This is a genomic window from Kitasatospora sp. NPDC059160, from assembly GCF_042755465.1.
In the GTDB taxonomy this organism is placed as follows: domain Bacteria; phylum Actinomycetota; class Actinomycetes; order Streptomycetales; family Streptomycetaceae; genus Kitasatospora.
This window is the reverse complement of record NZ_JBHZCN010000092.1, coordinates 13,075-37,765: the sequence shown is the minus strand read 5'-3', so window position 1 is coordinate 37,765 and position 24,691 is coordinate 13,075. Positions and strand designations below refer to the sequence as shown.

At 74.6% G+C, this 24,691-nt stretch carries 22 protein-coding genes; 9 read left to right on the top strand and 13 right to left on the bottom strand.

The annotated features are described in order from the left end of the window. Positions 1–139: 139 nt before the first annotated feature. A complete protein-coding gene (locus ACFXOZ_RS31970) occupies positions 140–1,126 on the bottom strand; it encodes a LysR family transcriptional regulator (RefSeq protein ID WP_380593532.1) in 987 nt (328 codons plus the stop codon). 117 nt (positions 1,127–1,243) lie between these two features. Here ACFXOZ_RS31970 and ACFXOZ_RS31965 point away from each other — a divergent pair, with 117 nt between their 5' ends. Beyond that, on the top strand, positions 1,244–2,500 hold the full coding sequence (locus ACFXOZ_RS31965) for an MFS transporter (protein WP_380527345.1): 1,257 nt from the start codon (positions 1,244–1,246) through the stop codon (positions 2,498–2,500). 9 nt (positions 2,501–2,509) lie between these two features. Then, a complete protein-coding gene (locus ACFXOZ_RS31960) occupies positions 2,510–2,989 on the top strand; it encodes a macro domain-containing protein (protein WP_380593531.1) in 480 nt (159 codons plus the stop codon). On the opposite strand, the gene ACFXOZ_RS31955 is transcribed toward ACFXOZ_RS31960, so the two are convergent. After that, a complete protein-coding gene (locus tag ACFXOZ_RS31955; RefSeq protein WP_375887376.1) occupies positions 2,974–3,612 on the bottom strand; it encodes a GNAT family N-acetyltransferase in 639 nt (212 codons plus the stop codon). The genes ACFXOZ_RS31960 and ACFXOZ_RS31955 overlap by 16 nt on opposite strands. Before the next feature lie 32 nt (positions 3,613–3,644). On the opposite strand from ACFXOZ_RS31955, the gene ACFXOZ_RS31950 reads away from it, so the two are divergent. Together ACFXOZ_RS31950 and ACFXOZ_RS31945 are read left to right on the top strand one after the other, a co-directional pair. After that, positions 3,645–3,794 carry a hypothetical protein gene (locus ACFXOZ_RS31950; protein ID WP_380593530.1) on the top strand — a complete coding sequence of 50 codons (150 nt, stop codon included), beginning with the start codon at positions 3,645–3,647 and terminating at the stop codon, positions 3,792–3,794. 10 nt (positions 3,795–3,804) lie between these two features. Continuing rightward, entirely contained in the window at positions 3,805–4,605 is an 801-nt protein-coding gene (locus ACFXOZ_RS31945) for a TetR family transcriptional regulator (RefSeq protein ID WP_375887382.1), read from the top strand. A gap of 108 nt (positions 4,606–4,713) precedes the next feature. On the opposite strand, the gene ACFXOZ_RS31940 is transcribed toward ACFXOZ_RS31945, so the two are convergent. The 8 genes from ACFXOZ_RS31940 to ACFXOZ_RS31905 all read right to left on the bottom strand — a co-directional run bounded on the left by ACFXOZ_RS31940 (position 4,714) and on the right by ACFXOZ_RS31905 (position 16,830). Further along, entirely contained in the window at positions 4,714–5,994 is a 1,281-nt protein-coding gene (locus tag ACFXOZ_RS31940; RefSeq protein WP_380593529.1) for a GNAT family N-acetyltransferase, read from the bottom strand. Between the two features lie 41 nt (positions 5,995–6,035). After that, positions 6,036–6,590: a GNAT family N-acetyltransferase gene (locus ACFXOZ_RS31935; RefSeq protein WP_380593528.1), complete on the bottom strand. Its 555-nt coding sequence runs from the start codon at positions 6,588–6,590 to the stop codon at positions 6,036–6,038. Positions 6,591–6,664: 74 nt separating this feature from the next. Next, entirely contained in the window at positions 6,665–7,990 is a 1,326-nt protein-coding gene (locus ACFXOZ_RS31930) for a C40 family peptidase (protein WP_380593527.1), read from the bottom strand. 243 nt (positions 7,991–8,233) lie between these two features. After that, positions 8,234–9,319, bottom strand: coding sequence for a hypothetical protein (locus tag ACFXOZ_RS31925; protein ID WP_380593526.1), 1,086 nt, complete (start codon positions 9,317–9,319; stop codon positions 8,234–8,236). A 113-nt stretch (positions 9,320–9,432) separates the two neighbouring features. Then, positions 9,433–11,154 carry a threonine/serine exporter ThrE family protein gene (locus ACFXOZ_RS31920; RefSeq protein WP_380527356.1) on the bottom strand — a complete coding sequence of 574 codons (1,722 nt, stop codon included), beginning with the start codon at positions 11,152–11,154 and terminating at the stop codon, positions 9,433–9,435. A gap of 317 nt (positions 11,155–11,471) precedes the next feature. After that, entirely contained in the window at positions 11,472–12,125 is a 654-nt protein-coding gene (locus ACFXOZ_RS31915; protein ID WP_380407277.1) for a DedA family protein, read from the bottom strand. 174 nt (positions 12,126–12,299) lie between these two features. Next, positions 12,300–14,657, bottom strand: coding sequence for a hypothetical protein (locus ACFXOZ_RS31910; RefSeq protein ID WP_380527328.1), 2,358 nt, complete (start codon positions 14,655–14,657; stop codon positions 12,300–12,302). Between the two features lie 160 nt (positions 14,658–14,817). Beyond that, positions 14,818–16,830 carry an ATP-binding protein gene (locus ACFXOZ_RS31905; protein WP_375887401.1) on the bottom strand — a complete coding sequence of 671 codons (2,013 nt, stop codon included), beginning with the start codon at positions 16,828–16,830 and terminating at the stop codon, positions 14,818–14,820. A 241-nt stretch (positions 16,831–17,071) separates the two neighbouring features. Here ACFXOZ_RS31905 and ACFXOZ_RS31900 point away from each other — a divergent pair, with 241 nt between their 5' ends. Beyond that, a complete protein-coding gene (locus ACFXOZ_RS31900; protein ID WP_375887404.1) occupies positions 17,072–17,395 on the top strand; it encodes a hypothetical protein in 324 nt (107 codons plus the stop codon). Positions 17,396–17,527: 132 nt separating this feature from the next. On the opposite strand, the gene ACFXOZ_RS31895 is transcribed toward ACFXOZ_RS31900, so the two are convergent. Beyond that, positions 17,528–18,760 (bottom strand): TetR/AcrR family transcriptional regulator, encoded by a 1,233-nt coding sequence (locus tag ACFXOZ_RS31895; protein WP_380593525.1) that lies wholly within the window; start codon positions 18,758–18,760, stop codon positions 17,528–17,530. Positions 18,761–18,967: 207 nt separating this feature from the next. On the opposite strand from ACFXOZ_RS31895, the gene ACFXOZ_RS31890 reads away from it, so the two are divergent. After that, complete coding sequence (locus ACFXOZ_RS31890) at positions 18,968–20,125, top strand: acyl-CoA dehydrogenase family protein (protein ID WP_380527320.1); 1,158 nt, start codon at positions 18,968–18,970, stop codon at positions 20,123–20,125. Between the two features lie 78 nt (positions 20,126–20,203). Here ACFXOZ_RS31890 and ACFXOZ_RS31885 read toward each other — a convergent pair whose 3' ends face one another. Next, positions 20,204–20,470, bottom strand: coding sequence for a hypothetical protein (locus ACFXOZ_RS31885; RefSeq protein WP_375887413.1), 267 nt, complete (start codon positions 20,468–20,470; stop codon positions 20,204–20,206). Positions 20,471–20,606: 136 nt separating this feature from the next. Between ACFXOZ_RS31885 and ACFXOZ_RS31880 the strand changes: the two genes are divergently transcribed. Then, a complete protein-coding gene (locus ACFXOZ_RS31880; RefSeq protein ID WP_375887415.1) occupies positions 20,607–20,924 on the top strand; it encodes a cupin in 318 nt (105 codons plus the stop codon). 74 nt (positions 20,925–20,998) lie between these two features. Here ACFXOZ_RS31880 and ACFXOZ_RS31875 read toward each other — a convergent pair whose 3' ends face one another. Further along, positions 20,999–21,592, bottom strand: coding sequence for a TetR/AcrR family transcriptional regulator (locus ACFXOZ_RS31875; protein ID WP_375887418.1), 594 nt, complete (start codon positions 21,590–21,592; stop codon positions 20,999–21,001). 109 nt (positions 21,593–21,701) lie between these two features. Between ACFXOZ_RS31875 and ACFXOZ_RS31870 the strand changes: the two genes are divergently transcribed. Together ACFXOZ_RS31870 and ACFXOZ_RS31865 are read left to right on the top strand one after the other, a co-directional pair. Continuing rightward, on the top strand, positions 21,702–23,261 hold the full coding sequence (locus ACFXOZ_RS31870; RefSeq protein ID WP_380593524.1) for an MFS transporter: 1,560 nt from the start codon (positions 21,702–21,704) through the stop codon (positions 23,259–23,261). 677 nt (positions 23,262–23,938) lie between these two features. Beyond that, positions 23,939–24,583, top strand: coding sequence for a class I SAM-dependent methyltransferase (locus ACFXOZ_RS31865; protein WP_380527314.1), 645 nt, complete (start codon positions 23,939–23,941; stop codon positions 24,581–24,583). Positions 24,584–24,691: the final 108 nt, after the last annotated feature.

Genomic DNA, 24,691 nt, shown 5'->3' with positions numbered 1-24,691 from the left:
GCGTTGGGGTGCGTGCATCGCAAGGCGGAGGAGGGAGCCCAATGCAGCGCATTGGCGACCGACGACAACGCGGCGAGGCGCGTGCCCCGGCGTCGCCCCGCAGACGGGAGTTCGAAGACGGACCCAAGGTCCGCGGACCCTACGTCCGCGCGATGAGCGCGGCGTCCTCCGGGGGCAGCCAGCTGCCGGCCGGGCGGTCCAACCAGCCCTCGGCGGCGCCGAGTTCGGCGGCCGCGGCGGCCAGTGCGAGCAGGCCCGGACGGCGCTCCCCGGGCCGGTGCACCAGGCTCACCAGACTCAGCGGCACCGGGTCCACCAGCGGGACGTTCACCGCCCCCGGGAGGCTCGGCCCGCCGACCGTGGTCAGCATCGGATCGCCGTGCCGGGCCAGGTAGCGGGCCGTCTCGACCGGGCCCACCGGCGGGACGTGCGGCTCGGCCGCGCGCAGACCGTGTTCGCGCAGCAGCCGGGCCCCGAGGTCGGCCCACTCGGTGGTGGCCGGGTTGCCCGCGCAGATGTCGACCGGGTGCCCGAGCAGATCGGCCGGGCGCAGCGCCGGGCGGCCGGCCAGCGGGTGGGTGTCCGCCATCATCACCGAGACCCGCTCCAGCCGTACGGGCCGCTGGGCGAGTCGGCCGCGCACCGGGGCGGGCAGTCCGGCGAAGCGGCCGAACGAGGCGTCCAGCCGGTGCGCCAGCAGTTCGTCGGCGGCCGCGGCCAGACCGCCGTGGAAGCGGGCCAGCAGCTCGCCCTCCGGCCAGGCGGTGCGGGCCCGTTGCAGCACCCGGTCGGCGGTCAGGTCCGGGCCGGTGACGTCGCTGTTGAGGTCGAGCAGCAGCGGCCTGGCGGCGGCACCGGCGCCCGCGCCGAACCCGGCGAGCAGGTCGTCGTGCAGGGCGAGCAGCCGGCGCGCCCCGGGCAGCAGCCGGCGCCCGGCCGGGGTGAGGTCGACGCTGCGGGTGGTGCGGGTGAACAGTGCCTCGCCGAGCAGGCCCTCCAGCGTGCGGACGTCCCGGCTGAGTGCCTGCTGGGCGACGTACAGCCGTTCGGCGGCCCGGCCGAAGTGCAGGGTCTCGGCGGTCGCGACGAAGCCGCGGAGCAGTCGGGGGTGCAGGTCACGGGGCATGGGCGGCAGATTAACAACACCGTGTTGTGACTGCGGCGGAACAGGTGTTGGACGCCGGTCGGAGCGCACCGCGAGGCTGGGCGCATCCCCCTCCCGCCCTGCGCCCCAGGAGCCCGATTGCCCCCGCGCGCCCTCCTCGCCTCCTACCGACGGCTGTTCGCGGCCCCCGGCGCCACCGCCTTCACCCTGGCCGGGCTGCTCGGCCGGATCGCACTGTCGATGAACGGCGTCTCGCTGGTGGTGCTGCTCGCCGAACGGCGCGGCTCGTACGCGCTGGCCGGGACGGTCTCGGCGGCCGGGCTGGCCACCGGGGCGATCGGGATGCCGCTGCTCGGCCGCCTGGTGGACCGGTACGGGCAGTCGCGGGTCACGGTACCGGCCGCGCTGTACAACGCCGTTCCGCTCGCCGCCCTGCTGCTCTGCGTCCGGCTCGGCGCCCCGGACTGGACCCTGTACGCCTGCTGGGCCGCCTGCGCCGCCGCGCCCAACCTCGGCGGCATGGCCCGGTCCCGCTGGGCGCACCTGCACCGGGACGACCCGGCCGCCCGGCACCTGGCCAACTCCCTCGAACAGGCCCTGGACGAACTCTGCTTCATGGCCGGGCCGGTGCTCGCGATGGTGCTCTGCACCACGATCGCCCCGGAGGCCGGGCTGCTCACCGCCGGCACCGTCGGCACCGCCGGCGCCCTGCTGTTCGCCGCCCAGCGGGGCACCGAACCGCCGCTGCCGGCACCGGCCCCGACCGGCGAGCGGCACGGCTCCCCGCTGCGGGTGCCCGGGCTGCGGGTGCTGGCGCTGACCTTCCTCGCCACCGGCACGGTCTTCGGCGCCACCGAGATCACCACCGTCGCCTACGCCGACGCGCTCGGGCACAAGGCGGCGGCCGGCCCGCTGCTGGCCCTGGTCGCAGGCGGATCCTGCCTGGCGGGGCTGCTGTTCGGGCTGCTGACCCCGCGCCGGGCCCCCGGGGCGCGCTTCCTGCTCGGGGTGGCGGCGATGGCCGCGGTCCTGCTGCTGCCGCTCGCCGCCGGGCTCGGCGGGGCCGGGCCGGTGGCCCTCGGCGCGGCACTGTTCGCGGCCGGCACGGCCACCGCGCCGACCATGGTGACCGGCATGACGCTGGTCCAGGAGCTGCTGCCGCAGCGGCAGTTCAACGAGGGGATGGCGGTGGCGGTGTCCGGCATCGTGGTCGGCATCTCGGCCGGGGCGGCGCTCGCCGGGACGCTCGCCGAGCGGGCCGCGCCCGGCACCGGCTACGTCCTGCCCGCCGGGGCCGCCGCGCTCGCCCTGCTGATCGCGTCGGCCGGGCGGCGGCACCTGCGGGCGTCCGGCCCCGCGGAAAATGGGGCGCGGGTTGTCAGTGCCTCCGTCTAACTTCGAGTCATGGCGGAAATCACCTACGTCCGAGGCGATGCCACCACGCCCCAGGGCAAGGGCGTGAAGGTGATCGCGCACGTCTGCAACGACCTCGGCGGCTGGGGCAAGGGCTTCGTGCTCGCGCTCTCCAGACGCTGGCCCGAACCCGAAGCCGCTTTCCGGCGGTGGCACCGGGAGCGGGCGAAGAACGACTTCGGCCTCGGCGCCCTGCAGTTGGTGCAGGTCGAGCCGTTCGTCTGGGTGGCCAACCTGGTCGGCCAGCGCGGCATCCGGACGGGGCGCTCCACCGGGGTGCCCGTGCGGTACGAGGCCGTCGACACCGGGCTGGCGGCCCTGGGCGGGCGCGCGCTCGAACTCGGCGCCTCCGTCCACATGCCGCGGATCGGCTGCGGACTGGCGGGCGGGCGCTGGGAGAAGGTCGAGCCGCTGGTGGCGGCCCGACTCTCGGCGCGCGGCGTGCCGGTGACGGTCTACGACATCGACTGACCGCTCACCGACCGACCGCCCTCGGGCCGGGCGTGCTCCGTTCGACCGTTCTCCGGCCGGGCGTTCGCGGACCGACCGTTCTCCGGCCGGGCGTTCGCGGCCGGCCAGGCGTAGACGTACTCGGGCAGCACCCAACCGCCCGGGAACACGCCCTCCTGCGCCGCGATCCGCACGCCGCCCTCGCGCTCGTAGAAGGCGATCGCGCGGGTGTTGGCGCGCAGCACCTCCAGGTACAGCTCGGCGGCGGGGAACCGCTCGGCGAGTTCGGCGCGGGCGGCGGCCAGCAGGTGTCGGCCGATGCCCCCGCCGGTGAGGCCCGGGCGGACGTGCAGGTTGTCCACCAGCACCCGTCCGTCGGCCTGCGGCACCAGATAGACGAACCCGGCCGGCTCACCGGCCCGTTCGGCGACCAACAGCACGGGCGTGTTCTCCGGCGGCCCGTAGTCCACCGCCAGGCGCAGCTCCCACAGTTCGCGCCGCTGGGCGGCCAGTCCGTCCCCGATCGCCTCGTCGGGGACCATCCCGCGATAGCTGGTGCGCCAACTCTCGGCATGCAGGTCCGCGACGTCCGCGGCGTCCTGCGCTCCGCCGTACCGAATGGTGGTCCGTTCAGGACCGGTCATGTGACGAGCCTCCCACGAAGATGGAGTTGAACATGTTCAACCGTAACGTCTACAGTTCTGCCAAGATTTTGAACGCGTTCGAAATGACGGGGGACGGTTTCGTGGCACCGGATGCGGAGGGGGCATCCGGTGCCACGAACACCGACAGCACCGACACCGGGTGGAACCTCGTCTCCGGTTAGGCTCGTGCCTGTGGACGACCTGGCAGCGACGAACCGAACGGACGGCGAGAAGGGTGCGGCCGACGCCTCGGCCGCACCCGGCACGGACGGCGGGCCCATGCCCGGCGGCCGGGCCCAGCCCAAGACCGACAAGAGCGAGGCGACCCGGGCGCTGATCCTGGAGACGGCCATGCGGCTGTTCCAGGACCGGGGTTACGAGAAGACGACGATGCGCGCCATCGCCACCGAGGCGGGCGTGTCGGTCGGCAACGCCTACTACTACTTCTCCGCCAAGGAATTCCTGATCCAGGGGTTCTACGACCGGATGACCCACGACCACGCGGCCGAGGCCAGGCTCCGCATGGCCCACACCCGGGACTTCGCCGAGCGGCTGCAGATCGCGCTGGACTCCTGGCTGGACACGGCCGCGCCGTACCACGAGTTCGCCGCGCAGTTCTTCCGCACCGCGGCCGACCCGACCAGCTCGCTCAGCCCGTTCTCCAACGAGTCCCACCCGGCCCGGGCGGTGGCCGTCGACCTGTTCCGGGAAGTCCTCCAGGGCTCGGAGCTGGCGCCGAAGCTGGACGCCGAACTCGTCGAGCTGCTGCCGGACGTGCTCTGGCTGCACCTGATGGTCGTGGTCCTCTACTGGGTCTTCGACCGGACCGAGGACACCGAGCGGACCAGGGAGTTCGTCCGGCGCTCGACGCCGATGGCCGCCCGGGTGATCAACCTCTCGCGCTACCGGGTGTTCCGGCCGATCGTGCGGGACGCCAAGGGGCTGATCCAGGACTTCATCCTGCCCACGATCGGCAAGACCGCCGTCAAGTAGGCGCGGCCGGGCACGAGTTGTGACCTCCGGAGACCGGCCCGCACACTGCGGGCCGGCCTCCGGCGTCGTTCCCGGCACTGTCGTTCCCGGCATCGTCGTTCGCGCCGCTCAGAAGTCGGTCGGCGTCCAGGCCCGCAGCGGCGTGCGCAGCAGCAGGTCGGCGGCGGCGGCCGCCCCCGGGCGAAGCTCGGTGACCAGACCGGCCGCGGCCAGTCGCGGGGCCGTCTCGGCGCCCAGCTGGAGCGAGCCCAACTCCGAAGCTCCCAGGGCGAGGTCGGCCTCGTCGGTGGTCCGGACGCAGCGGCCGGTGCCGTCCTCGGCGACCTCGATCGCGAAGCGGCCGGAAGCGTAGCCGAGCTCGTCCTCGACCTCCAGCACCACCCGGCCGGGCGCACCGTACGCGCGGGCGCCGAAGGCGGCCTCGACGTCCAGCAGCCGCAGCCACATCGCGTCGGCGTTGTCCTTGCGCGGGACGGCCGCACGCGGGTCCTGGAGCAGCAGCGGCAGCGGGTCGTCCGGGGCCAGGCCCGCCACCACGACCTTGCGCACCCAGTCGACGCTCAGCACCAGGCGCCACAGTGCGACGGCGGTGGGCAGGTCGAGGGCGATGAAGTCCTCCACCGTGAGGGTGGCGTCGGGGTGGGCGCCGTCCCACTTGTTCTCGATCCGGTAGACGACCATCCCGGTGACCGTGCCGTCGGCGTCCCGGTGGACGGCGGTGAACGGCTCCTTGAAGGTGTCGCCCGGCACCTGGATCCGGTTGGTGTGGCGCTCCCACCAGATCTCGTCCCGGGCGATCGCGCCCGGCTGGGTGAGCCGCCAGCGGTCGTACAGCTCGGCGCCCAGCTCGGCCTGCTCGGCCAGGGTCACGAAGTCGGTCCGGCCGCCGGGTACGCCCGGCAGGCCCTCGCGCAGTCCGCGGGTGCGGCTCAGGTCGATGTCCCAGCCGCTGCCGCGGGTGGCCGGGCCGAAGCCGAACCGGCCGTAGATGTTGTACTCGGCGGCCATCAGGACGGCGACGGCGCAGCCGCGCCCGGCGGCCGCGGCGAGGTCGCGGCGCATCATCGCGCTGAGCAGGCCCCGGCGGCGGTGGGTGGCGCTGACCGTGACGTTGGTGATCGCGTCGGCCCGGACCACGGCTCCGCCGGGCACGGTGAGGTCGACGTCGAAGCTGCGGAAGGTCGCGATCTGCCGGTCCCCGTCGAAGCCGGCCACCATCCGGCCCGGCTGCCACTGCCGGCGGCGCAGCTCCGGCGCGACGCCCGCGTGCGGGCGCAGGAAGCCGAAGTTCAGCGCCCGGTTCCACTCCTCCACTTCGTCCACGGCTACGGCCCGGACCTGGATCCCGTTGACCGTCTCGGGGGCCGTGTGATCACTGTCGTTGTGCATCCGGCCACCGTACGGGCGGTGGCCGGGGCCGAGCACCCCAATTAATCCGTGTCCGACCCCAGGCCGTCCGACCCCAGGCCGTCCGGTGCCCGGCGGTGCTCGCCCGGCGTCACCACCCAGTGGTTGGTCCGCAGGACGCGGTCCCCGAAGTCGACGTCCCGCTCGCCGAGCAGCCGGAAGCCGAGCGCGCGGCAGATCCCGTTGGACGGGCCGTTGGTCGTCCCCGGGCTGGCGTGCACCTCGCCCCAGCGGCCGTCCGCCGCCGCGGCGTCCAGCACCCGGCGGACCGCCGCCTTGGCCAGGCCGCGGCCCTGGAACGCGGGCAGCACCATCCAGCCGATCTCGGAGACGGTCGCGCCGTCCTCCTCGTCCTGCCAGAGCGTCACCACCCCGGCCGCCGCACCGTCTTCGGCGCCGTCCGGCACGATCGCCTTGATCCAGGCGCCGTCCTCCGCCACCAGCCGGAGGTCCTTGCGCAGCCGCTCCTCCACCTGCTCCCGGGGCAGCGGGCCGCCCAACTCGGCCATCATCGCCTCGTCGCAGCGCATCCGGACGTACGCCTCGACGTCGCCCGCTGCCACGTTCCTCAGCCGCACGGTTCCTCCTCGGGAGTGGTCGGAGCGGCCACGCTAACGGAGGCCTCCGACACCGGCGCCCGGGACGGCGGGGGTCAGGGCCGGGCGTAGTAGTCCGGGGTGCCCATGATCCAGAGGCTGGCCTGCTTGACCGGCATGCCGACCCTCGGGGCCTCGATCATCTGGTCGTCGCCGATGTAGAGGCCGACGTGGTGGATGTCGGCGGAACGGCCGGTGTCGGTCCAGAAGACCAGGTCGCCGGGGCGCAGCTGGCGGTAGGTGACCGGGGTGGACTGGGCGTACTGGTCGGCGGCGAAGTGGTTGAGCTGCCTGCCGCCCTCGCGCCAGGCCATCATGGTCAGCCCGGAGCAGTCGTAGCCCTCCGGCCCCTCGCCGCCCCAGATGTAGGGCAGGCCGATCTTGGAGCGGGCGAAGGCGATCGCGGCGGCCGCGCCCTCGGCCGACCAGGGGCGGGAGTCGGGCGGCGGCGCCTGGACCCTGGCGGCCTCGGCCGCGGCGGCTTCGGCCTCCCGGGCGGCCTGTTCTGCGGCCCGTTCGGCGGCGGCCCGGGCGGCCGCCTCGGCCTCGTGGGCGGCGATCGCCTCCAGGGCCTCGCTCCGCTTGCGCTCCAGCTCGACGGTGGTGTTGCGGGCGGCGGCGAGTTCGGTGAGCAGTTGCTCCCGGTGGCGGCCGGCCGCGGCGACCTCGGCCTGCTGGGCGGCGAGCCGCTGTTCGGCCCTGGTCCTGGCCGCGCCGACCTCGGTCGCGGCCTTCTCGGCGGCCGCGGTGGCGGTGCGGGCGGCGGCCGAGGCGGTGCGGGCGGTGGCGGCGGTGGAGGTGGCGGCGTCCAGGATCTGCCGGGTGCGCTCGCTGACCACGCCGACGACGGCGGCGCGGGCGCTCGCCTCGCGCGGCCCGTGGGCGCCGAGCAGGGCGTTGAGGGCGGAGAGTTCGGCGCCCGCGCCCTGCCGGTACGTCTCGGCGGCGAGCCGGGCGGCGTCGTCGGCGGCTTCGGAGCGTTCGGCCTCGGCGGCGGCCGCGCGCCGGTTGGCGGCGGTCTCCTCGGTGCGGGCCCGGGTGAGGGCCAGCTGGGCGCCGTTGTAGGCCTCGACGGCCTGCTCGGCGCCGCGGGCGGCCCGGTCGAGTTCGGTGCGGGCGGCGGTGAGCGCGGTCTCCAGCGCGGCGGCGGAGGCGGCCTTGCCGTCGGCCTCGGTGCGGGAGCGGTCGATCTCCTCGGCGGAGGGGTACGGGTCCTGGCCGGCCGGGGTCGCTGCGGCCGGCGGTTCGGCCTGCGCGGGTTCGGCCTGCGCCGGGGCGGGCCGCGCCGGTTCCGGCTGTACCGGGGCCGCCTGGGCGGCGGGGAGCAGCCCGAGCAGGGCGGTGAGGGACAACAGGAGGGTCGGCAGGATCCTGCGCGCCACGAGACATCCCTTCTCACGGTCCGGAGGGGATGACGGCGGTGGCCGGGCGGCGCGCGGCCTGCGGGGCTGCGGTCGGGCGGCGGGGGATCCGACGAATCATCCCATCACGTGACAGAACGGTCACTCGCCGATCATGTTCTCAACTCCGAGGGTTTTCACACCTCGAACGCGCTCCGCCGGCCGGGTGACCATCCGATGATCCGACCGGGTGTCACCGTCGCCCAGGCGCACACGGTATACGAACTAGCGGTGGATCCGGCGGGTCTTCGTCCGTAGGTGGGGGTGTCGGCCGGGGCGGCGCTCCAGGCCGGTCGGGCCGACCGCGTACGTCCGGTTGCGCCCGGCGCGGACCGTACGGCGGCGCTGCCGGGCCCCGGCCGAGCGGGCCGGCACGCCCTCGGCGGGCCCCTCGGCCGGTTGCGGGTGCGCCGTGGGCGCCTTCGCCGCCGCCCCGGCGGTCGCGGCCGAGCGGCGGTCGGCCAGCCGGGCCCGGCGGCGGGACAGCGCCCGGGCGGCGTGGGCGTCGAGGTGGGCGGAGGCCCGGGCGGCCATCCGCTCGGCGACCCGGTGGGCGGCCGGGTGGTTGGCGGGCACCTTGTCGGGCGCGCCGGCGATCAGGTCGAAGAGCCAGGTGCGGGCCCGGTCCGCACGCCGGTGCAGCAGGCGTTCGCGCCGCAGCGCACGCGCCCGGCGGCGGGGGCGCGTGGTGTACCGCCAGCGGGCCCACGGGCTGCTCGGACGGGCCAGCCGGATCGCGCCGATCCAGGACAGGCCGGGGACCATGATCCCGAGCAGTCCGGTCCACACCTTGCCCTTGAGCAGGGTGATCACCGAGGCCAGCGCGTTCACCGAGATGACGGTGATCAGGCCCCACCGGGTGTCCTCGCCGGGCACCACGCCGAGCGGCACGTACCCGATCAGCAGCAGGGCGGTGAACAGGATGCCGAAGATCACCGCGTCCACCGACTTGCGGCCCTGCTCGCTCCAGTACACGTCGTCCAGGTGCAGGATCAGCGCGAACTCGTCCAGCACCAGGCCGCAGCCGATGCCGAAGGCCAGCCCGAACCAGTCGATCCACGGGGTGCCGCCGTAGGTGGCGAACACCCCGATGCCGCCGACCAGCAGGAAGCCCAGGCCGAACACCATGTGGTGGATGTGCAGGCCGCCGGGGGTGACGTTGCCGGGCCACCAGCGCACCTTGGCGCGGATCATCCGCACGCTGAACCGGATGAAGACGAAGGAGGTGATGAAGCCGACCAGCAGCAGGAACAGCGGTTGCTTGTGCGTGTTGACGATGTGCTCGCGGTAGCTGTCCAGCATTGCCGTCATGGGTCTTACCTTCGTTCCTGGTCCTGCGTCCTGCCTGCCGTGACATGGCCCGGGGCCCAATAGCCGCCCAACACGGACCCCGCTCGGAATCCGTCACCGGGCTCAACGCGCGGTCAGAACCCCCGGGTGCGCTTGGCCGCCCGGCGGGGCACCACCGGGTAGAGCGAGGGCAGCTCGGCGCCCACCGGCAGTTTGAGGAACAGCCGGGCGATCTCCCCGCCGAGGTTCACCCCGATGGCCAGCGCCATCGCGATCGCGGCCGCCCGGAACACCGACACCAGGCCGGTGCTGGAGTGCCCCTGGGCGAAGGCCAGCATCCCGAGGTAGAGCGCCGAACCGGGCATCAGCGGGCCGATCGCGGCGGTGACGTACGGCAGCGCCGAGCCGTTCCGGGCCCGGGCCATCAGCTGGCCGAACAGGCCGACCAGGCCGGCCGCCACCCCGGTGGCCGCGATCGGGTTGACGTGCGCGTTGTACACCAGCGCGCCGTAGCTGGCCCAGCCGATGCCGCTGTTGAGGGTGACCAGGGCGAGGGTGCGGCGGTCGGTCTGCAGCAGGGTGGCGAAGGCCAGGGTCAGCACCATCGCGGCGACCATCTGGACCGGCGGGTAGCTGATGCCCACCAGGCTCTCGTCCGGCTTGAGCTTCGCCTCGAAGCCGACGCCCAGGTAGAGGATCATGATCACGCCGATCACGATGCCCGCCACCAGGTAGATCACTTCCAGCAGCCGGGCCGCGGCGGTGATGTAGAAGCCGGTCAGGCCGTCCTGGACGGCCGCGACCAGGGCGCGCCCGGGCAGCAGGGCGAACAGGCCGCCGGTGATCACCACCGAGCCGCGCAGGCCCCAGTCGTTGAAGGACAGGATGATCCCGGACGCGGCGGCCGGCATCGCGGCCGCCACGAACTGGTAGAACTCCGGCAGCCGGCGCTTGGCCAGCGCCGAGGCCAGCCGGTCGCCGAGGACGGCCGCGACGAAGGCGCTGCCGAAGACCAGCCAGGCCTTGTCGTCGAGCCGGCCGCCGACCAGGAAGGTCGCCGCGCCGGCCAGCAGACCGGTGGTCAGGGCGAGGAACCAGGCCGGGTACGGGTGCCGGTTGCGGCGGATCGCGGCGAGCCGGCGGTAGGCGTCGTTGACCGTCACCTGCTCCGCGGTGATGTCCGCCACCAGCTGGTAGACCGCGTTCAGCCGGGTGTAGTCGGAGGTGCGGCGGCGCACCACGCGGTCGGCCGTGACCGGCGGCTCGACCAGCGAGGGCTGGTGCGAGATGCCGATCAGGGTGAAGGTGACCTGCGGCTCGCAGTGGTCCAGCCGGTAGGCGTGCGCGATGCCGAGCATGGCCGCCTCGACGTCCTCGGCGGCCTCGCCGCTGGCCAGCAGCAGCTCGCCGATGCGCAGCGTCAGGTCGAGGATGCGGGGGACATTGCGGGCGGCGGCCGCCGAGGGGTGCATCTCGCGGGCGGTGCGCTCGAAGGCGGGGCGCTCGGACATCGGGGTGCGCAGCAGGGTGCGCATCCGGTCCGGCCAGGGCGCTTCGCCGGGGGCGCCGGCGGTCAGCTCGGGGATCGGGATGCCGGTGGGCGGGGTGTAGCCGGCGGCGCGCCACTCCTCGGGGGTGAGGGTGTCCTCGGCGACCGAGCGGCGGCGCGGGGGGCGGGCGGCCGCGGGGCGCTCGGGGGCCGGGCGCCCGGCCGGGGGCTCCTCGGCGTCCCTGTCCCGGGGGCGCAGGTCGATGGCCAGCTCGGGGTGCGGCTCCAGCGGCTCCGGCGGCGTCCCGGCCCCGGCCCCGACACCGACACCGGCCCCGGACTCCGGCGCGGGCTCGGGGGCCAGCAGGCCCTTGGTCTCCGTTACCGGCGGGAGCAGCGGCACCACGGTGGTGGGCTCGACGACCGGGGCCGGGTAGCCGAGCAGGCCTTCGGTGGGCGGCGCCTCGGCGGGGTGCACCGGCTGCGGCGGTGTCTGCCGCACCTGGCGGACCGCCCGGCCTCCCCTCGCCCGCTTGCCCGCACCCGGTCGGCCCCGCTTAGGCACTTCCGCTCCTCGCCACCCCTGGTGGCCGTCGGCCACCGTTCGATCTCCGGATACACCTTGCCTGATCGAACAGCCGGACGCACATGTACGCGACGTCCGGCGGCGGCACCCCCGGACGCCTACCCGGCGCGGCGGCCCGCGGTGTCGCGCGCTCCGGAACGGCGGGCCCGGAGCAGTTCGACCGCCACCGGGACCACGGAGACCAGCACGATGCCGACCAGGATGGCCTCGATGTTGTCCCGGACGAAGGGGATCTGGCCCAGGAAGTAGCCGAGCACGGTGACCCCGGCGCCCCACAGCACCCCGCCGACCACGTTGAACAGCACGAAGCTGCGGTAGTTCATCCTGCTCACCCCGGCGACGATCGGGGTGAAGGTGCGCACGATCGGCACGAAGCGGGCCAGCACGATCGCCTTGGGGCCGTGCCGCTCGAAGAAGGCGGCGGCCTTCTCGACGTTCTCCTGCTTGAAGACCCTGGAGTCGGGGCGGCGGAACAGGCCCGGCCCGACCTTCCGGCCGAACAGGTAGCCGACCTGGTCCCCGGCGATCGCGGCCAGCACGATCAGCGTGCAGACCAGCCAGAGCGGCTGGTGCAGGTAGGTGCCGCCGGCCACCAGCAGGCCGGTGGTGAACAGCAGCGAGTCGCCCGGGAGGAAGAAGCCGATCAGCAGGCCGGACTCGGCGAAGACGATGGCCAGGATGCCGACCAGGCCGAAGGTGGAGATCAGGGTGGTCGGATCGAGCCAGGACGGGCCGAGGGCGATGCTGGTCACGGTGCTGGCTCTCCTGGAGGTCGAGTCTTGGCAATGTCATGGTAAAGCAATGACAAAGACTCGCCGGGGGCGGTGATGGTTCCCCGGCCGGCCCGGAGGTGCGGACCGGCCGGGGAACGAGCCGGGGAACGAGCCGGGGAACCGACCAGGGGCGGGGCCTGGGGGCGGGCCGGCTCAGAGGTCGTAGCGCTCGACGATCCCGGCGTGCCGGCCGAGGTCCGCCCCGGCCGCGTCGGCCAGGTCGAGCCAGGCCAGCGGGTGGGCCCAGCCGGCGGTGAGCTCGTGCAGCAGCGCGTCGGCCGCCTGCGCCGAGGCGGTCGGCGGGACGCCGAGCGCGGCGTACACGCCGGGCAGCGAGCCGTCGTCCTCCGTCGGGTCGGTGATCCGGTACTGCTCCCCGCTGTACGCCCAGACCGCGTAGCCGGCCGCCCGCAGGTCGTCCCGGAAGCCGGACCAGGCCTCGTCGCCGGGCCAGGCGCCGTCGATCCAGTACGTGGTGAAGCCCGCCGGGTCGAGCAGGGTCAGCAGGGCGAAGACCGGGCGCCAGTTCGCCCGCTCCGGTTCCGGGGCGTCCTCGGCCGGCGGGGCCTCCAGCAGGGCCGGGGCGAAGACCACCACGTCGCCGTGGTTGAGGGTGAGGTCGTCGCCGAGCACCGGCAGGATCCGGGCGGTCGCCGGGCCGGTGCGGACGGCGGGCAGGTCGGCCGTCGAACCGTTGGTGCGGGTGGCGCGGACGGTGACCAGCTGCCACTCCTCGTCCACCGGGCCCTCGGGCTCGTCGAACTCGATGCCGATCCGGGCACCGGTGGAGCGGACCACGGCCCAGTCCCGGTTGGCGGTGGCGGCGGTGACCAGGTGCCAGAGGTCGGGCTCCTGGACCGTCCGGTGGAGCTGCTCCTCCCCCGCCTCCTCGGCGGACAGGGCGTGCTCCAGCAGTTCCTGGTAGAGGCGCTGGGCGGTGGCGTGGTCGCCCAGTTCGGTGGCGGCGGCCGCGGCCAGCCGGCGGGTGTTGATCCGGTTCGCCTCCAGCGCCAGGATCGCCCCGCACTGCTCCAGCACCTCGGCCCAGCGGCCCTCGGCGGCGGCCCAGCGGGCGCGGATCCAGTGCGCGTCGGCCGGGGCGGTCGCGGCCAGCCGGTCGGCGAGCCGGCGGATCCCCTCGGCGTCCCCGGCCTCGATCAGCAGCTGGCCGAGCGTGCCGACCAGGTGCTCACTACCCGGGTCGACGTCCAGCCGCTGCCACAGCAGGTCGGCGGCGGCCCGGGCGTGGCCCAGCCCGCCGAGCACGGTGGCCAGCGGCACGGCCAGCCCGGTGGCGCCGGCGGGCTCGCCCCGGTACCGCTCCAGGGCGACGGCGAGCAGGTCGGCACCGAGTTCGACCGGCACCTCCGCCTCGGCCAGGTACGCCGCCAGCTCGCCGGGCGGGACGGGCAGCTCGGGCACCGGCAGCGCCTCGGCGGCCGCGCGCAGGGCCGCGACCTCCCCGGCCACGCCCTCGGTGCGGCGCAGCCGGGCCAGCTTGCGCTCCCCGGTGGCCGCGAGCGTCAGCGCCACCGTGCGGGCGCCGCGGGCGAGGGCCAGCCGGCCCGCCGCCAGCAGCAGGTCCACGCAGGGGCGGTGCGAGCCGGTGGTGTCCAGGTAGCCGACCCAGCCGGCCAGCACGGCGCCCAGCTCGGCGTCGTTCTCCCAGGCCCCGGCCGCGACCAGCAGCTCGACCGTCCGGGTCCAGGTCTCGCGCAGGTCGGCGTGCCGCTCGGCCTCGGCCCGGGCGGGCAGCAGGGCGAGCGCCTCCGGCGTGCGCCCGAGCGAGGCGAGCGCGCGGGCCCGCAGCAGGTCGCCCCAGCGCCGGTCGCTCTCGTCGAGCTCCTCGCCCCTGGCCCTGGCGGTCCGGTCGGTGGTGTCCAGCAGGGTGAGCACCTCCTCGTGCCGGCCCAGCAGGTGCAGGGTGCCGGCACGGGCTCGGTGGAAGCGCAGCGAGACCTGCTGGCCGGCCGCCTGCATCCGGGCGGAGGCGGTGTCCAGGTGGGCGAGCGCGTCGGCGGCCCGGCCGTCGTCCTCCAGGGCGTCGGAGTACTCGCGGGAGAGGCAGTCGAAGCAGGCCCGGCCGGGCTCGATCCGCTCCAGTGTCTCGCCGACCACCTCCAGGCGCTCGGCCACGTACCCGGGGCCGTCGACCCGGGCGTGGCAGATCGCGAAGTCCTGCACCACGCAGACGGACTGCGGGCAGCCGGCCGTCTCCTCCCGGTGGGCGAACTCCAGCAGGTCGACCGCCTCGGGCATCACCGACTCGCCCTGCTGGCGCTTGTTCAGCAGGTTCTGCATCCGCCAGTGCCGCAGGTAGACCTCGACCCAGGGCAGGCCGAGGGCCCGGGCGGAGGCGACCGCCTCCGGGAAGACCGCGTCGAGCTGCTCGTTGCGGCCCTCGGTGGCGTGTTCGGGCAGCTCGTACATGGCGTCGGCGAGCCGCGCGTGGCCGGCCTCGCGCAGCTGCTGGTGGGTGTCGCGCACCCAGGCCCAGATGTCGGTGGTCATGGCTGTTCCCCCTGCGTGGTGCTGGTGTGTGGTCTGGCGTGGGCCGCTGTCGGGGCGCCCGGCGGGGCGGCGGCCGGTCTGCCCGCGGGTCTGCCCGCGGGTCTGCCCGCCGGGGCGTCCGGCTGGGCGGAGGGCTGGGCGTCGGCCGGGGAGTCGGCCGTCACGCCTCGCCCCGGAGCGCGCCGGGGCTGTCCGGGACGTCCGGCAGGCCGGGCGGGACGGCGGCGGTGAGGGCGGAGACGGCGGTGCCGATGCCGGCCAGCGCGGCGCCGAGGTCCCCCTCGGCGGGGCCGGTGGAGGCCGCCGCCATGATCACCTTGAGCGAGCGGAGCAGCCCGGCCGCGGTGGCGCTGCCGGTGTGGCCGGTGCGGTAGGCGGCGAGCAGGTCCCGCACGGCCGGGCAGTCCAGGTTGAGGTAGAGCCGGGCCTTGACCGCGCCGTCGGTGCGGGCGGTGAACGCCCGGGCCAGCCGCAGCGCGGCGGACGGGATCCGGGCGTCGGCCTGGTCGTCCTCGATCCGGGCCTTCAACTCGGCCTCCCGGTCGGGCACCAGGACCAGCGGCAGGCCGGGCGGGTCGAAGCGGGCCGGGACGAGCTGCTCCCCCTGGTCGGCGAGGGCGCCGGCGAGCCAGGCCGCCTCCTCGGGCGGCAGCGGCCGCTCCGGGTCGCGGAACAGTTCCCGGTTGCCCTGTTCGCTGCCCAGCTCGACCAGCCGGCAGCCGCGCAACTGGGCGTAGCGGCGCAGGAACGGCAGTACGGCGTAGCGGTCGCCGCGGGCGATCGGGACGCGCATCGCCCGGTACAGCATCTCCTCGAAGCCGCCGCCGCTGCCGAGCGCGACGTGCACCGCGCCCCCGCCGGCCGCCCGCAGGCCGCCCGCGGTGAGGTCGCCCTGCGAGGTGGGCACCGGGACGTCGTCGGCGAGCAGGGTGAACAGCCGGTCGTCGCAGAGCGCGGCGCCGAGCAGCTCCTGGCCGTGCCGGGTGAGGATCCGGCGCCAGACGGCGGGCCGCAGCCGGGCCGTCTCGTACAGGCCGTCCACGACGGCGTCGGCGAGGGCCCGTTGCAGCGCGCGGTAGTGCTCGTCGCGCTGGAGGTCCTCGCGGCTGGCGGTGGGGGTGAGCCGGCTGGACTCGATCACGCCGCCGATGAAACCGGCCCAGCCGGGCAGCAGGTCGCGGGCGTCCTCGGCGAGCAGCATGCCGCGCAGGTAGACGGCGAGGTCGCGGTTGTCGCTGCTGCCGTAGGAACCGCCGTCCTGGACCCAGAGCAGGCCGACCGCGTCGGTGGCGCCGCCTGACGGGCCGTCGGTGGCGCTGCCGGCCGGGCCGTCGGTGGCGCCGTCCGACGGGCCGTCGCCGGGGCCGTCGCCCTGGACGGGCAGCACGGGGAAGGCGGTGAGCGGCTCGAAGCGGCGGCCGAAGGCGGTGGCGAAGCGCATCCGGGCGGCGTGCTGGTCGCCGTCGACCCGCTGGCGCCAGGGCACCTGGACGGCGTTGACGGGCCGTTCGTCGTCGCCGACGTAGACCGGTACGGGCAGCAGGACGCAGTAGCGGCCGAGGACTTCGCGCAGGGCGTGCTCGTCGGCGAGGTGGGCGTGCTCGGCCTTGAGCGCCAGTTCGACGACGGTGCCGGGCTCCGGGCGGGCGGGGGCCGGGTCGACCTGGTACTGCTCGCCGCCGCGGCTGCGGTAGCGGTGGCCGAGCCGCGGTTCGCGGTGCGAGGTGGTGGTGACGGTCACCTCGTCGGCGACCGAGAAGGCGGAGAGGAAGCCCAGGCCGAAGGCGCCGATCAGCTCCTGGTTCCCGGTCAGTTCGCGCAGCATCCGGGTGTAGCCGGTGCCGACGGTGGCGAGGTAGGCGTGGATCTCCGGTTCGGTGAGGCCGGCCCCGGTGTCCTCGATGGCGACGGTCCGCCGCGCGGCGTCGGCGCGTACCCGGATCCGCGGCCGGTGCTCGCCGTCCGGGTCCTCCAGGAGCCGGCGGGTGTGCGAGTCGTGGGCGTTCTGGACCAGTTCGCGCAGGGCGACCAGGGGCGTGGAGTAGAGGTGGGTGGCGAGGACGTTCACCAGGCCACCGAGGTCGACCTCGGTGGTGCGCACGCCGTCGGCCGGAGTGGGCTCGGCGGGGGTGGGCTCGGTCGGGGTGGGCTCGGTCGGGGCACCTTCAGACATGGGTCCTCAGTGTGCCAGTGCGACAATCCGTCGACCATTTCTTTCTATACATCAGGCGGAATGACGGATTCTGGTCAACTCGGAATTGACCGCTCCCCCACCATCGAGGGAAATGCCACCCGTTTGGTGGAGTTCGTCCACGTCACTGGTGAATGCTGAACGTGCGACGTCAGGCAACGGCGCTACGGAGCGGCCACTCCGGATCGCGCCACATTCGCACTTCCAGCTCAGGGAGACCAGCGTGTCCCGTATTCGCGCAGCCGCCGCCGTCACCGCCCTCGGGGCCTTCCTCCTCGTCGGCGTCGGGGCCGCCACCGCCCACGCCGACAACGGCGCCGGCGCGATCGACCACTCCAACAGCAGCGTCGTGAGCAACGTCGGCTCCGGCAACGTCATCGGCACCGTCAACGGCAACGTGGTCAACACCCAGCAGACCGCCACCGGCTCGGGGGCGAGCAACCAGAACAACGGCCTCGCCGTGGCGGGCAACAGCGGGAACGTCGGAGCCCTCCAGGGCAACGGCAACTTCGACGCCCGGGTCTACTACCCGCACGTCCTCTACTAGCCGGGCCCGACCGGGTCCGCGTCCGGTCGCACCGCACGGGGCCGGGTGCCCGCCGCCGTTCCGACGGTGGCGGGCACCCGGCCCGCTCCGTCTCAGGTGCTCCCGGGTGCTCCTGGGTGCGCCTGGGTGCTCCTACGAAGTCTCGACTCCGAGCACCGCCCGGCCGATCCGCCGCAGGCAGTCGCCGAGGTCGGGCCGGGCACTGTACGGGCGGTTCCGCACCCCGTCGTTGACCAGCGAGAACAGCGCGTGCACCCGGATCCGGGCGGTCACCGCGTCGTACTCCGGGCGCACCTGCCGGAGCAGCCCCACCCAGGTGCGCAGGAAGTCCCGCCGGAAGTCCACCGCGGCCCGGCGGTCCGGCGGGGCCAGCCGCTCGGTCTCGCTCAACATCGCCCCCAGGTAGTCGCCGTTGCGCAGCGCGAAGTCGACGTACGCGCCCAGCCCGGCCGCCAGTGCCTCCGCCGGCCCGGCGGCCGTCGAGATCGCGCCGTCCACCTCGTGCCAGAGCCGCTCCCGGCTGCGCACCAGGGAGGCGGCGAGCAGCTGGGCCTTGCTGTCGAAGTGCCGGTACACGCTCGGGCCGGAGATGCCGACGGCGGCGCCGAGTTGATCGGTGCTGACGTTGTCGAAGCCGCGCTGGTGGAACAGCCGGACGGCGGCGGCGAGCAGTTCCTCGCGGCGGGCCTGCGGCCTCGGCTGCTCCGGTGGCTGCGCCCGGGTCCGCTCCTGTGCCCGCCCCTGGGTCCGCTCCTGTGCCCGCCCCTGGGTCCGCTGCGACGCGGGGGCGGTGTCGTCGGCGCTCTCGGCGGTGCCGTCCAGGGGGACCGCGAGGACGGCCGCGACCAGTTCGCGCAGCAGCGCCTCGGCCCGGCGGGGCTGCGGGGCGGCCGACTGGTAGGACAGCCCGGCGCAGCCGGAGAGCGCCGACCAGCAGAGCAACTCGGCGTCCGGGGCGGAGAGTTCCGGCCGCTCGGCGCGCAGTACGGCAGCCATCAGGGCGACGTCCGCGCGGAGTTCGCGGCGCAGTCCGGCCCGGCGGGCCGGCGGCAGCAGTCGGGCGTCGCGCTGCACCAGGGTGCCGAGCGGGCGGTGGCCGACCGCCACCGCGGCCAGCGCGGCGCCGAGTTCGGTGGTGCTGCCGGCCGCGCGCAGGCCGTCGGCGAGCGCGTCCAGGCCCAACCGGACGGCGCGGTCCAGCAGTTCGGGCTTGCCGCGGAAGTGCCGGTAGAGGGCGGGCGCGGTGATGCCCACCCCGGCCGCGACCTCGGACATCGAGACCTGGTGGTAGCCGCTGCGGTGGAAGCGGTCGGCGGCCACGGCGAGGATCTGGGCGCGTCGGCCGGGCGGCCTCCGGACCACCATCGCGCACCTCCCCGCATCCGTCCCGAGCTCCGCCCGAAGGCTAGCAAGGATTCACTTGGCAGCCGCGTCGAGCAGCGTTCCCGGGCCCGCCCCGGGCCCGCCGACGCTGGACAGTCGAGGCTACCCGGGATTAACTTGTCGGGCCACCACCTGGTACGTTCCGCCTCCGCCGGCCCTCCGGCCGGCACCGTCGAAGGGAGCGCCGCCGTGCGCCGCACCGTGTTCAACGAGGACCACGAGGCCTTCCGGGAGACCATCCGGGACTTCATCGCCAACGAGGTCGTCCCGGTCTACGAGAGCTGGGAGGCCGACGGCCACCCGCCCCGCGACTTCTACCGCCAGCTCGGCGAACTCGGCGTCTACGGCATCGAGGTGCCGGAGGAGTACGGCGGCGCGGGCGAGAGCGGCTTCAAGTACCAGGCGGTGATCGCCGAGGAGACCGCCCGCGCGGGGGTGAGCTTCGGCTCCTCCGGCGTGCACACCGGACTGGTGCTGCCGTACCTGCTGGAGTACGCGAACGAGGAGCAGAAGCGGCGCTGGCTGCCCGGCTTCGTCTCCGGCGACATCATGACCGCGATCGCGATGACCGAACCGGGCGCCGGCTCCGACCTCGCGGGCATCACCACCACCGCCCGGCTCTCCGAGGACGGCACCCACTACGTCCTGAACGGCGCCAAGACCTTCATCACCGGCGGCGTGCTGGCCGACCTGGTCCTGGTGGTCGCCCGCACCGCCGCGTACGACCCGGAGGACCGCCGGGCGGGGCTCTCCATCCTGTGCGTGGACACCACCTCGCCGGGCTACTCGGTCGGGCGCAAGCTGCAGAAGATCGGCCTGCGCACCTCGGACACCGCCGAGTTGGCGTTCGTCGACGTCAAGGTGCCGGTGGAGGACCTGCTCGGCGAGGAGGGCAGGGCCTTCTCGTACCTGACCCACAACCTGGTGCAGGAGCGGCTGGCGATCGCGGTCGGCGCGTACGCGGCGGCCGCGGCGGCGGTGCGGTTCGCGGTGCAGTACGTCAAGGACCGCAAGGTGTTCGGCAAGGCGGTGGCCGAGTTCCAGAACACCAAGTTCACCCTGGCCGACTGCCAGGCCCAGGTGCTGGCGCAGCAGTCGATGGTGGACCAGGCCCTGGAGCTCTACCAGAACGGCGAGTTGAGCGTCGCGGACGCGGCCGCCGTGAAGCTTTTCTGCACCGAGTCGGCCTCCACCGTGATCGACAAGTGCCTCCAGCTGCACGGCGGTTACGGCTACATCCTGGAGTACCCGATCGCCCGGCTCTACACCGACAACCGGGTCTTCCGGATCTACGGCGGCACCAGCGAGGTCATGCGCAGCATCATCGCCAAGTCGCTGGGGCTGTAGCGGCGCCCCAGCCCCCGGAACCGCGGCGGGCCGCACCCCCATGGCGGCCCGCCGTGCCGTACGTTCGCCCGTCCGTGCTCAGTTGGGCGAGCCGTGCTCCGCGCGCCAGGCCTCCCAGCCGGCCGAGGAAGCCACCTTCGCCTCGTGCAGGGCCCGTTGGGCGAGCGTGCCCGGCGGCGTCTCCATGCTGCGCACCCAGTCGCGGCCCGCGGTGAACAGCGCCGCGCACACCAGTGCCGCCCCGGCCGCGCCGAGCACCGAGCCGATGCCGGTCAGCACCACGCCGCCGGCCAGCAGCGAGCGGTTGACCTGGAGTCCGTTCAAGATCCTCTGGTTGGTCGCCATGCCTCCACGATGCGGGCAGTCGGCGGGGCCTGCACCTCGGGCGGCCCGCTCCGGACCCCTCCCGGGTGCGCCCCGGCGGTGCGTCCGCCAGCCTGGGCACACGGCCTGGGCACCCGGCAGAGGAGGAGGCGGCGCGATGCCCGATCTCGAACGGCTCGCCGTGGAGCACGCCGCCCGGGCGGCCGAGGGTCCGCACGGGCGCAGCGCCCATCTGGTGCTGCACGACGGGGTGCTGCGGCAGACCGTGATCGCCCTGACCGCGGGCACCTCGCTGGACGAGCACACCCCGCCCACCGCGGGGAGCGTCCAGGTGCTGCGCGGCCGGGTCTCGTTGACCATCGCCGGGCGGCGGGTGGAGCTGGCCGCGGGCGAGTTGGAGCCCGTGCCGCAGGAGCGGCACGGGCTGGTGGCCCACGTCGACTCGGTGGTGCTGCTGACCGCCGTCACCGCGTAGCGGGTGTCGGGGGGTAGCGGGTGTCGGGGCCTGGCGGGTGCCAGGGCCCGGCGAGCGTCAGGGCGTAACGCGCGTCAGGGCGTGGCGCCCGCCCCCAGCACGGTGCCGCTGACCAGCCGGAGCCCGCGCAGGAACTCCTGGCCGGTCGGCGCCAGGTCGGGCGCGGCGAGCCACTGGGCGACGTAGCCGGCCAGCAGGATCTGGTAGAAGGTGCCGCGGGCGAGCTCCTCCTCGTTGTCCGGCACCTCGGGCAGCCCCTGGAACACGGCGGCGAGCCCGAGCCGCCCGTCCTTCTGCGCGTCCTCGAAGGCCTTCGCCAGCTCCGGGTTGTGCCCGGCCTGGGCGAGCGCCTCGAACTGCGCGGCCCAGAGCCCCCGGTGCTCGGCGAAGACGTCCCGCAGGCCGTTCCAGGCGGCGGCGAAGCGCGTCTCCGGGTCGTCGGACACCTGGTTGGCGCCGTACACCACCACCCCCAGGGCCTCACCCATCTCGCCGATCGCCTCGATCATCGCGGCGTTGAGCAGCGCGTCCTTCGAGCCGAAGTGGTAGCCGATCGCGGCCAGGCTGACACCCGAGGCGCTCGCGATGTCGCGGGCCGTGGTGCGTCCGTAGCCCTTCTCGTACAGGCAGTGCTTGGCGCCGGCCATCAGGTCTTCGCGGTTTCCCATGCCCCGATCCTACGGAACATCTGCACGGATGTCTTGCACGAACGTCTTGGACGTTCGAGTTACACATCTGTACTAGACAAGCGTCTGAAACGTCCGTACCGTCTTCCCCATGACCGCAACCACCGGCCGCGCAGGCCGTCGCGAATGGACCGGCCTGGCCGTCCTCCTGCTCCCGACCCTGGTCCTCTCCATGGACATGGGCGTGCTGTTCTTCGCCGTCCCGTACATCTCCACCGAGCTGGCCCCCAGCGGCACCCAGCAGCTGTGGATCATGGACATGTACTCGTTCCTGCTGGCCGGACTGCTCATCACGATGGGCGCGCTGGGCGACCGGATCGGCCGCCGCCGGCTGCTGATGATCGGTGCTGCGGGCTTCACCGTCGCCTCGCTGCTGGCCGCCCGGTCCGGCAGCGCCGAACAGCTGATCGCCGCCCGCGCCCTGCTCGGCGTCGCCGGGGCCACCGTGATGCCCTCGACCCTGGCGCTGATCCGCAACATGTTCCACGACCCCAAGCAGCGGCAGGTCGCCCTCGGCGCCTGGGGCGGCGCCCTCACCGCCGGGGCCACCCTCGGCCCGGTCGCCGGCGGGCTGCTGCTCGACCACTACTGGTGGGGCTCGGCCTTCCTGGTCGCCGTCCCGGTGATGGTCCTGGTGCTGCTGACCGCGCCCGTCCTGCTGCCCGAGTACCGCACCACCGCCCGCACCGGCCGCTTCGACGTGGCCGGCGCCGTGCTCTCGCTCGCCGCGATCCTGCCCCTGGTCTACGGCGTCAAGACCCTCGCCGTGGACGGCTGGAGCCCGCTCCCCGCCCTCGCCGCCGCGGCCGGGCTGCTGATCGCCGTCGCCTTCGTGCAGCGCCAGCGCACCGCCGCGAACCCGCTGATCGACCTGAGCCTGTTCCGGATCCGCACGTTCAGCGGCGCCATCAGCGTCAACACCCTGGCCATGTTCGCGATGATGGGCTTCGCCCTCTTCACCTCCCAGTACCTCCAGCTGGTCAAGGGCATGAGCCCGTTCACCGCCTCGCTCTGGTCGCTGGTGCCGAGCGTCGGCGTCGGCGCGGCGATCGGGATCGGCTCGGCCCTGGCCGGCAAGGTCCGCCCGGCGGCCCTGATGGGCGGCGGCTTCGTGGTCGGCGCCGGCGGCTTCGCGACGATGACCCAGGTCGGCCCGCACTCCCCGCTGGCACTCATCCTCACCGCGGCGGGCGTGCTGGCCGCGGGCACCGTCGGCACCATGACGATGACCGCCGAGATGGTCGTCTCCGCCGCCCCGGTCGAGCAGGCCGGAGCCGCCTCCGCCACCTCCGAGACCGCCGTCGAACTCGGCAGCTCGCTCGGTATCGCCCTGCTGGGCGCGGCGGGCGCCGCGATCTACCGCCACCAGCTGGACGGCGCCCTCCCGGCGGGCGTCGACGGCACCGCCGCCGCCACCGCGCAGGACACCCTCGGCGGCGCGGTCTCCGTCGCGGCCCACCTGCCCGGCCGGCTCGGCCCGGACCTGCTGGAGACCGCCCGCGGCGCCTTCACGGACGGCCTGCACGTCGCCGCCGTCGTCGGCCTGGTCTTCGCCCTCGGCGCCGCCGTCCTGGCCCACCGCCTCCTGCGCCACCTGCCCGCCGCCACCCCCGCCCCGGCCCCGGCCCCGGAGCAGCCCGTCGCAGCCTGACCCACCGCACGGCCACCGTCCACGCGAGTCATCGAGAGCCCCCGCCCACCCGGACGGGGGCTCTCCGCCGTCCTCCCCCGAGCGGGGGCACGCGCACGAGAAGTCGAACCGGCCGACTTCCTGCGCACCGCCCGGCGCCGGGATTCCCCCCGACCCAGCCGACTCGCCACACAACCAACGAGCACTGCCGCACCCCCCGGCGGCCGTCTGCGCTGACACAAGAAGTCGACCCCGTCGACCTCCCGTGCACCACCTGCCTCCAGGAATCCCCCGGGACGAGCCGAACCCCGACCCCGCTGATTCATCGCACAGCCAACGAGCACTGCCGCACCCCCGGCGACCCCGTCGGCGCCGACACAAGAAGTCGGCCCCACCGACTTCCCGTGCAGGGAGAACCGGCAAGGGCAGAGGTGCAGCAAGGAGTCGGAGCACGGCGGTCGGAAGCGCGCACGAGAAGTCGAACCGGCCGACTTCCGGCGCAGGGAGGACTGGCGAGGGCGGTGCTGCGGGGGCTTGGCGACTGGGCACGCGCGAAACGTCGGCCCTGCCGACTTCCCGTGCGTCGCCTGCGGTGGGGAGGGGTTGGCGGGTTCGCGGGGGCGGGGCGGAGGGTGTGGGTGGTCCGGTTTCTCGTGCTGGGGGGTGAGAAGGGGCAGGGCCGTGTCAGGGTGAGGGGCATGGGGACTGGACACGGGCGGGTGCGCGGAAGTTACGACGTGGTGGCGGAGGAGTACCTGGGGCGGATCGGGGGCGAGTTGGCGCACAAGGTGGTGGACCGGGCGCTGCTGGGGGCCGTCGTGGAGGAGGCGGCCGGCGGGGTGGTGGCGGACCTGGGGTGCGGGCCGGGGCACGTGGCGGGGTGGCTGACCGGCCAGGGCGCGCGGGTGGTCGGGATCGACCTGTCGCCGCGGATGGTCGAGCTGGCCGCGCGCGAGCACCCGCGGGCCGAGTTCCGCACCGGGGACCTGCTGGCGCTGCCCGCCGCCGACGGCGAGTTCGCGGCGGCCGTGGCCCTGTACTCGGTGATCCACCTGGAGCCGGACGAGCTGCTGCCCGCCTTCGCCGAGATGCTGCGGGTGCTGCGGCCCGGCGGGCTGCTGCTGGTCTCCTTCCACCTGGGCGAGGAGGTGCGGCACCTGGCGGAGTGGTGGGGCCACGACGTCGACGTGGACTTCCACTTCCTGCGGACCGACACCGTCGCCGCCCGCCTCGCCGAGGCCGGGTTCGGCGTCGAGGCCCGGCTGGAGCGGGACGGCCTGCCCGAGGAGGCCGACACCCGGCGCGGCTACCTCCTGGCGCGGCGGCCCCGGCGGCCCCGGTGACCGCGGTGACCGCAGCGATCGCGGAGACCGTCCACCCCGGGGTGGACCCGGCGGCATCCACCCCCGGGTGCGTGTCCCGGCGGCGCGGCCGGGGGACCGTGGAGGGGT

Coding starts and splice junctions, on each gene's coding strand:
- ACFXOZ_RS31960 (WP_380593531.1), top strand. CDS start 2,510: ATGGCGGAAATCACCTACGTCCGAGGCGATGCCACCACGCCCCAGGGC.
- ACFXOZ_RS31905 (WP_375887401.1), bottom strand. CDS start 16,830: ATGTCTGAAGGTGCCCCGACCGAGCCCACCCCGACCGAGCCCACCCCC.
- ACFXOZ_RS31865 (WP_380527314.1), top strand. CDS start 23,939: ATGGGGACTGGACACGGGCGGGTGCGCGGAAGTTACGACGTGGTGGCG.
- ACFXOZ_RS31875 (WP_375887418.1), bottom strand. CDS start 21,592: ATGGGAAACCGCGAAGACCTGATGGCCGGCGCCAAGCACTGCCTGTAC.
- ACFXOZ_RS31925 (WP_380593526.1), bottom strand. CDS start 9,319: ATGACGGCAATGCTGGACAGCTACCGCGAGCACATCGTCAACACGCAC.
- ACFXOZ_RS31950 (WP_380593530.1), top strand. CDS start 3,645: ATGTTCAACCGTAACGTCTACAGTTCTGCCAAGATTTTGAACGCGTTC.
- ACFXOZ_RS31870 (WP_380593524.1), top strand. CDS start 21,702: ATGACCGCAACCACCGGCCGCGCAGGCCGTCGCGAATGGACCGGCCTG.
- ACFXOZ_RS31955 (WP_375887376.1), bottom strand. CDS start 3,612: ATGACCGGTCCTGAACGGACCACCATTCGGTACGGCGGAGCGCAGGAC.
- ACFXOZ_RS31895 (WP_380593525.1), bottom strand. CDS start 18,760: ATGGTGGTCCGGAGGCCGCCCGGCCGACGCGCCCAGATCCTCGCCGTG.
- ACFXOZ_RS31970 (WP_380593532.1), bottom strand. CDS start 1,126: ATGCCCCGTGACCTGCACCCCCGACTGCTCCGCGGCTTCGTCGCGACC.
- ACFXOZ_RS31880 (WP_375887415.1), top strand. CDS start 20,607: ATGCCCGATCTCGAACGGCTCGCCGTGGAGCACGCCGCCCGGGCGGCC.
- ACFXOZ_RS31940 (WP_380593529.1), bottom strand. CDS start 5,994: ATGCACAACGACAGTGATCACACGGCCCCCGAGACGGTCAACGGGATC.
- ACFXOZ_RS31885 (WP_375887413.1), bottom strand. CDS start 20,470: ATGGCGACCAACCAGAGGATCTTGAACGGACTCCAGGTCAACCGCTCG.
- ACFXOZ_RS31910 (WP_380527328.1), bottom strand. CDS start 14,657: ATGACCACCGACATCTGGGCCTGGGTGCGCGACACCCACCAGCAGCTG.